8 protein-coding genes are annotated in these 7,230 nt (G+C 32.0%); 2 read left to right on the top strand and 6 right to left on the bottom strand.

The window, feature by feature from the left end:
* The first annotated feature begins 224 nt into the window (after positions 1-224).
* A complete protein-coding gene (locus UIB65_RS06460; protein WP_330040370.1) occupies positions 225-872 on the top strand; it encodes a hypothetical protein in 648 nt (215 codons plus the stop codon).
* Between the two features lie 4 nt (positions 873-876).
* Here the strand turns inward: UIB65_RS06460 and dtd are convergent, their stop codons facing one another.
* The 6 genes from dtd to UIB65_RS06430 form a co-directional block, all read right to left on the bottom strand.
* The gene (gene dtd / locus UIB65_RS06455) at positions 877-1,317 is read right to left on the bottom strand and encodes a D-aminoacyl-tRNA deacylase (protein WP_330040369.1); all 441 of its coding nucleotides are present in this window, start codon (positions 1,315-1,317) and stop codon (positions 877-879) included.
* Between the two features lie 13 nt (positions 1,318-1,330).
* Positions 1,331-1,753, bottom strand: coding sequence for a hypothetical protein (locus UIB65_RS06450; protein ID WP_330040368.1), 423 nt, complete (start codon positions 1,751-1,753; stop codon positions 1,331-1,333).
* 6 nt (positions 1,754-1,759) lie between these two features.
* Positions 1,760-2,899 (bottom strand): toxic anion resistance protein, encoded by a 1,140-nt coding sequence (locus UIB65_RS06445; RefSeq protein ID WP_330040367.1) that lies wholly within the window; start codon positions 2,897-2,899, stop codon positions 1,760-1,762.
* Between the two features lie 26 nt (positions 2,900-2,925).
* Positions 2,926-3,510, bottom strand: coding sequence for a zinc ribbon domain-containing protein (locus tag UIB65_RS06440; RefSeq protein ID WP_330040365.1), 585 nt, complete (start codon positions 3,508-3,510; stop codon positions 2,926-2,928).
* 9 nt (positions 3,511-3,519) lie between these two features.
* Entirely contained in the window at positions 3,520-4,419 is a 900-nt protein-coding gene (locus UIB65_RS06435) for a hypothetical protein (protein WP_330040364.1), read from the bottom strand.
* Positions 4,420-4,873: 454 nt separating this feature from the next.
* Complete coding sequence (locus UIB65_RS06430) at positions 4,874-5,827, bottom strand: malate dehydrogenase (protein ID WP_330040363.1); 954 nt, start codon at positions 5,825-5,827, stop codon at positions 4,874-4,876.
* Positions 5,828-6,217: 390 nt separating this feature from the next.
* On the opposite strand from UIB65_RS06430, the gene UIB65_RS06425 reads away from it, so the two are divergent.
* A complete protein-coding gene (locus UIB65_RS06425) occupies positions 6,218-6,907 on the top strand; it encodes a zinc ribbon domain-containing protein (protein ID WP_330040362.1) in 690 nt (229 codons plus the stop codon).
* Positions 6,908-7,230 lie beyond the last annotated feature (323 nt).

The following is a 7,230-nucleotide window of genomic DNA, read 5'->3' as shown; positions in this document are numbered from 1 at the left end:
TAGAGAGAGCATTTGAAAACTAATATCTTCAGATGCCTTTTTGTGAAATTCATCTCCGACCTTAAAGAGGTCGGAGTATTCTTTCACCATAAGATAAAGGAAGTACTAGTCTAGAATAGATTATCTTTTAGAGCATTTTAAATGCTCATTTTCTTTTTTTTTAAAAATTTTTTCAACAAACTTTATATTGCTAATTTTTCTAATTAATTATAGGATTGATTAACATGGCAGACGAATTAAGATTAGAAACCAAATGCTATGATGCAAATGAATATGGTTATCTCTATGGTTTGAACCAAAAAATACCTGACGATGAATTTGAAAAGGTAAAGCCATATATGAGAGACTTTAGAAGAAAAGATTTTGTAGACGGAATAATTAAAGTTACCGGAAGGCCTGAAGGATATAGATGTCTTGAAAAAGACGTTAGCAAAGTTGAAGAAATACTTGGAATCGAAAACACACTAGCCAAAAGGCAGGAAAAAATTAAAAAAGCATTTGACGACCCTATTGCTAAATCAAACCTAAAAGACAATGCATACAACTGGCTGGAAACATTATTCAAAAAAACAGGAACCCATCCAAAACAAAACCTCTCAAGGCTTGCACTCCATTCAACAAAAATTTATGATGTTGAAGACAGCTTCAAAAACGGTTCAAAAAACGGTGAAGGAGTATTATTCATTTACACACCTCATGGAATGTGGTATATTATCAATAATTGTGGTGAAAATAGTGATACTTCACTAAATAATGTAGAATCAAGTTCAGGAGGAGCTATCGGATATAGATTAATGTATGATGATACTGTAGATACATTAATTAGAATATATACTGAAGAAAATGAATATACAGGTGAAAGATTATACTGATCACCTATTCAAATTCCTTTTCAAGCATTATTGTTACCGGACCATCATTCAATAAATCGACTTTCATATAGGCACCGAAAACACCAGTTTCAACACCAATATGTTGCCTGCATTGATCTGTGAAATAGTCAAATAGTTCAGTTGCCTTATCAGGACTTAATGCCTTGTGAAATGAAGGCCTGTTCTTTTTGGTTGATGCATACAATGTGAATTGAGGAACCAACAATAATTTATAATCCATATCAATGACAGACTTATTCATTCTTCCATTTTCATCTTGGAAAATTCTTAATTTAACCAATTTTTTAGCCAAATAATCAGCTTCCTTGGATGTGTCGTTTTGGCCGAATCCTACCAGAACCATCAAACCATTATCAATTTTACCTGTGATTTCTCCATCAACTTCAACACTGGCGCGTGTTACTCTTTGAACAACTAACTTCATTTAAATCCACCCGTTAAAGGATTGCTACAAATGCAAATATTATAAAAATAAAAATAATGCAAACACAACATGCTCCAATTTTAGAATCCTCTTTTGCCTTACCTATTGAACTGGTTGAACTGGAGCTGGTCACTTTTGGAGTCTTTCCGATTTCATACACATCAATAAGCTTTATGGCTACCATGATTGATCTAATCAAAGCTATGAACGCTGCTAAAAGCAATATCCATACATAATATAATGCCATTACTCCTGAAGGATATATTGCAGAAGACAATAAATAAAAAAGCCATGGCACCTCATAGGTAATACCTTCCAAAATCCATTTTTTATTGTTGAATTTCATCCCAATATATATGAAACCCATACCAGAAAATATGAAGGTAAACGGAAACAGAACCCACCATGATTTTTTAATCTTATCTGTTGTGTTCATAATTATCTAGTTAATCATGTTGTTTTTAGTTTCTAGTTTTTCAACAACTTTCTGACCGTCACGAGCCATATCATTGAACATAACAATGGTATCCTTCATCTTAGGAAGTGCTTGTTCCTTATAGTTGCTTACATCTTCAATGGCTGCAAGAGCCTCTGCAAATGATGCCTTTAAAATTTCCGGTGAAATCATGGCTTCAGCACTGTGCTTTTGTATTTCACTTCCTTGCTGCCTTAACATATGGGAAGTTGATTCAATGATATTTTCAGTTGTTTCATTTAAAATCTGGATTTTATCCATTACAAGCTTTTGGTCATATAATGCGCGGGCAACCATCACACCTGTTCTGAGTGCAGATACTGTGACATTCTTTGCCCTGTTTACTCCACGAATCAACTCCAAATTGTTTCTTCTTATAACATTTAATGAAACGATTCCCTGTTGATTAACAACAATTAGCTGTTGCATATCCATGATCCTTTGTCTGAGAGGGAACAAAATCTCTTCTTTCACAAATTTAATTTTTTCAGGGTCAACTCCATCCATTTCCGCCTGTTGGATTTGCTGTTCTATGGAATCATCCATCTGTTTACCAAGTTCAATATCTGCCAAAAGCTTATTTGTAATCTCCCTTAAGTTATTCTCTTCATTTAAAATTGTTACATTGTCATTCTGCAATACCCTACCACTGTCGTCCAGAGATTTTATGATATTTGAAATTGCAGTTTCAGCTTTTTCATATTTTGCAAAGTATTTGCGAACAGGATTCATCAGATTTCCTAAAACTCCTTTTTTGGTAAAATCTATCTTACTTGGGTCCAGATTCCTCATTTGTCTGTCCAGTTCTGACAATTTATCCCCAATGTTTTCGGCATCCTGACCTCCTTTGCTGATATCAACAAATCTTGTTGCTAAAAGTTCATTTTTTTGGGAGGATTTGGTCATGTCATCCATACCGAAGTTTTCCAAAGGTCTTAAAATACTATCCCTTTCGGAAGGATTGTCGAAATCGGCTTCGAAAATAGCTACTGCATTTTCGTTAGCCTTATCTTTAATATTGGAATTTTCCAATTTTTCTTCTTCCTCTTTTAATGTAGTTTCCACATCTTTTTTTATTTCATCAACGTCAAGTGAAAATTCAGCCATTATATCACCTTATTAGTTTGATTGATTTATTTATTGAAATTAAATTTATTTTTATCAACTTTTGCATTGCATTCCTTGATTACCTGGTCATCTTTCAATATTTCAACTTTCACCGAATCAATATCCATATGCTTATATGAGGTATGGTAACCTATAGACAATGCATACTTAGAATCATAATACACACTTTCCAAACTATCAATTTCATGGCCAATATCTGTATTATTCCCATCCAGATATGTTACCTTTACAAGATATCCTTCCTTATTGGACGGAACTTTCTGGAATAACACCTCTACCCAGAAAAAGTAGTTATTGTTCTCCTTACTGTAGTATCCATTGACATCACTTATGGTCAGTGAAAATTCTTTAGCTTCCTTACTTATGCCATCATCAGCAGTCTGATTGTTGCCATTTCCGCCCATTGAAAATATCAGAATGCCTCCAACAATAAGTACTATAAAAATCAATACTAAAAATATTTTTCCATTTGAAAATATGCTTGAGTTGGGGGTTCCATTGTCTTCATTGTATATGTGGCATCCGCAAGAAAGGCAGAACTTGGATTCATCAGGTATTTCCGTTCCGCATTTTGGACATTTTTTAGTCATTTTAATCCCTTATTTATATTCTTTAACCGAATCTATTAAATTTTCCATATCATCAACCAGATTTTTCACATTGTCATGAGATTCTTCATCGGAATTTATGTTAATGACCAGTTCATTTGTAAGGTCTTCAATTTGGTCAATGATTGATTTTAATGTATTGATCTTATTTTCAAGCTCAGCATCCACTCTTGGAGTATCTTCAACGGCAAATTTAGTTATATTTATTGCGCTGTCGGCTTCATGATAAAACAAATCATGTGATTTGTCAATGGTTGATATGAATCTATCATAAGTTATTTGAGGTGGCTCGAAACGTTTTTCTATCAGTTTCCTTACAGCAACCTCTTTTGAATCAAATACTGTCTTTAAATCTTCAATTTCGTCTGCATATTTTTTAAGAGATTCCACGCCATCGTCGGATTTCGCTTCATTTTGTGAGGCAATGCTGAATCTTGATTTGTTAATCTGCTTTTGATTGGATTTATCATAATATTTCTTTAAATTGAAAATATAGTACAGATAAACTAACGGAAGTATGGCCATGATCAATATAAAAAACATTCCAAATCTGTTTGCTCCATAGATTACTGGAATTAAAATACAAACCAATATTGTATAGTACAATGCAAAAATCCAAGGAATTGAATCATTGAGTAACAGCACATCAGAATTGTCTCCAAAACCCCTTTTTAATCTGATTTTAGAAGCTTCTTTTGATTTTGGAGCATATTCAAGAATTTCATCATCAGTTAAAATATCCGGGTCAGGCTCGATAATATATTTCAAATCTGAAAATGTCTCGACAGACTGGATTTCATTTCCATTGCTGTCATAGACCTTATAATCCCTATATTTTAAAGGAGATTTCAATCTATTAATTTCTAACATTTTGGAATTGTCACTAACCATTTCATATTCTCCAATGAATAGCTATAAAAATATATTATCATCAACTCTTTTAAATATTTGTATTTAAATTGTTAATATTTAAAAAATTAAAAAATAATAAAAGGAAATTCATTAGCAAATTCACTAAATAATTCATTGCATATCCTCTTTTTGCACAGTCAGAGAATATCCTCCTACATTATCAAATCAAAAATACAGGAGTAACAGCTACAACAAAAAAAGTAGCAGCCTAGAAAAATGGATTCATCCAACATCTAAAACCAAATGACAAGGATATTAATGCGTCAGCAAACATCAAAACAGATGTTTAAGAGTCTTCTGGGACCAATATAATGAATCTTCAACTGAAAGATAACACGATAATTCAACTCCCCAGAAGAGCACTATCTCATGAAGTAAGAATCATCAACCGCCACATGTCGAGATATTTCAAAAGATTTCTCACAACACTACATTATTTTTCACAAAGAGCATCCAAAACCTCGTCAGTAGTTTCCTTAACAACATTAGCTGCTTCATAGAATTTATTCTTTTCATATTCATTCATATGAATAGGCACAATCATGGCAATACCCTTTTTGGACAGAACGACAGGAACACCTAATGAAACATCCTTAACATCTTCAATTTCACCATCAAGATATGTACTTACAGTTAAAATTTTATGAGTATCAGTTATTATGGTAGATATTAAATTTGAAATCGCATATGACGGACCGTATTCCGTTGCACCTTTTTTACTGATAATTGTATTTCCAGCATTTCTAAGTCGATTAATCAATCTCATTACATCCATGTCAACAGACTGTATAAAATACTTTAATGGAATACCACCAATAGTAGTTGAACTTAAAAGAGGAACCATATGGTCACCATGTTCTCCAATAACCCTTGTATGTACCTCAGAACTGTTAATATTAATAAAACTTGAGAAATATGCTTTCAAACGTAATGAATCCAAGTGATTTCCAATTCCTATAACCTTGTTTTTATCAAATCCTGAATACTTTAAAGCAATAGTGGTCATGACATCAACAGGATTTGTTGCAATTAAAATAATGGAATCCGGTGCATGAAATGCAATTTGTTTTGCATATGTCTTTACAATTTTTGCATTTGGAATAGCCAAATCACGCCTGTTCATTCCTTCTTTTCTTGGAGTTCCAGCAGCAATCAATACGATTGATGAACCTTTAATATCATTAAAGTCACATGTTGGAGTCAGTTTGCAATCAAAATCCTCAGCTGCCAATGCATCATACATATCAAATGTTTCACCCTTTGCTTTATCCACACTTTGGGGCCGTGCAAACATGACAATTTCATCAACTGTATCTGCTCTTGCCAATGTGAATGCAACATTTTTACCTATTACCCCAGTTGATCCTAAAATACTTACTTTTACCATATAGTTATATTAGTTTTATGAATTATATAAAAATTTTGAAAATTTTCACCAAATAAGTAAAAATACATATTTAAAATGGAAGATTAAACAAAAAAGAATAAAATTATATGATTTTTTAAATAATTATGAAATTGTTTAATAAAAAATATTTTATCTGAATTAAATTATAATTTGAGCAGTAATTTGGGCAAATCAGTTTGGATTAATGCTTTAAAAATAGCATCCAATTTTGTTTTTAGCGGATATCTTTGCTTATAATTCATCCAAACTACATAGCTTTTAACTTTCCAAAGTACGTCTATATAAAAAAAATAGAAAACTATTCACAAGGTATAAATAAGTTTTTTGACTGAAATTTGTTTAAGAAGACCAAATTGAGAAGGGTGTAAAATGGCCAATTTTTGCTCTAACTGCGGAACTAAAATAAGAAAAGAGGATAAGTTTTGCTCTAACTGCGGAACAAAATTAATAGAAGAAAATAATTTTTGCAATAACTGCGGAACAAAATTAGGAGAAGAAGATAAGTTTTGCATTAACTGCGGAACTAAAATAGATAAATCCAATATAAAACAGGAAAAACATTTATCAAAATCATTGCACGATAAAATAAAAAAAGAGATAGACATAATAGCTAAACAAAATGAAGAAAAAAAGAAAAAATTAAAAACAATTGATAAAATATTGGAATCAGAAGAAATCAAATCAGAAATAAGAAAAAACAATATTAACCAGATACAGGTAAATTCCATTAAAAATAGTCTAAAAAATAAGATAATCCATAACCGAGAAGAAATGAGTGAGGAAGAAATTAAATACTTCATAAAAACAGAATTGGAAAAAGCGAGTGAAAAACAAAAAAAAGCAAAAATCGCCAAAGAAAAAATGAGCAGCAAAAAAATAGAAAAGAATAAAATAGCTCAAGGGAACTATTGTAACTTGAATTGCAGACATTGCTATGAAGAATTTTTAGATAGCGGAGGAGGGATAGTTGGTGATTTTGATGATGGTGGATATGTTGAATATTATTGTCGTTTAGGACATTCTTTATCCTTTGGAAGATTTTGTGATGATTATGAATGAAAAAGCACAAATATACTGTAAAAAAAAGCCACGGGTGTCCGCCAGATCTGTTTTTGATGGAATATCAGATGTGCATTATAATATTTTTAGATCAAGTTTTAATTGACGTATTTCTAATTTTCGTTCGAAGAATTTTTTTATTTCTTGAAAACAGAAGGTTTAAAAGTCATAGGAAACCATATATTGAACTACCTCGACTTTGGAGAAGTCGAGGATTCTTACTTCACGGGCTGATACTCTCCCACGAGAGTAGGATTACTGTGCTATCCCCCCTGCTCCAGAGGTTCATTGTTTCATCGATTAAATCTGTTAATCCTTGTTTT

The organism is Methanobrevibacter sp., assembly GCF_036307625.1.
Classification (GTDB): domain Archaea; phylum Methanobacteriota; class Methanobacteria; order Methanobacteriales; family Methanobacteriaceae; genus Methanocatella.
Note: the sequence above shows the minus strand (reverse complement) of the source record. Positions and strands in the feature narration are given on the sequence as shown.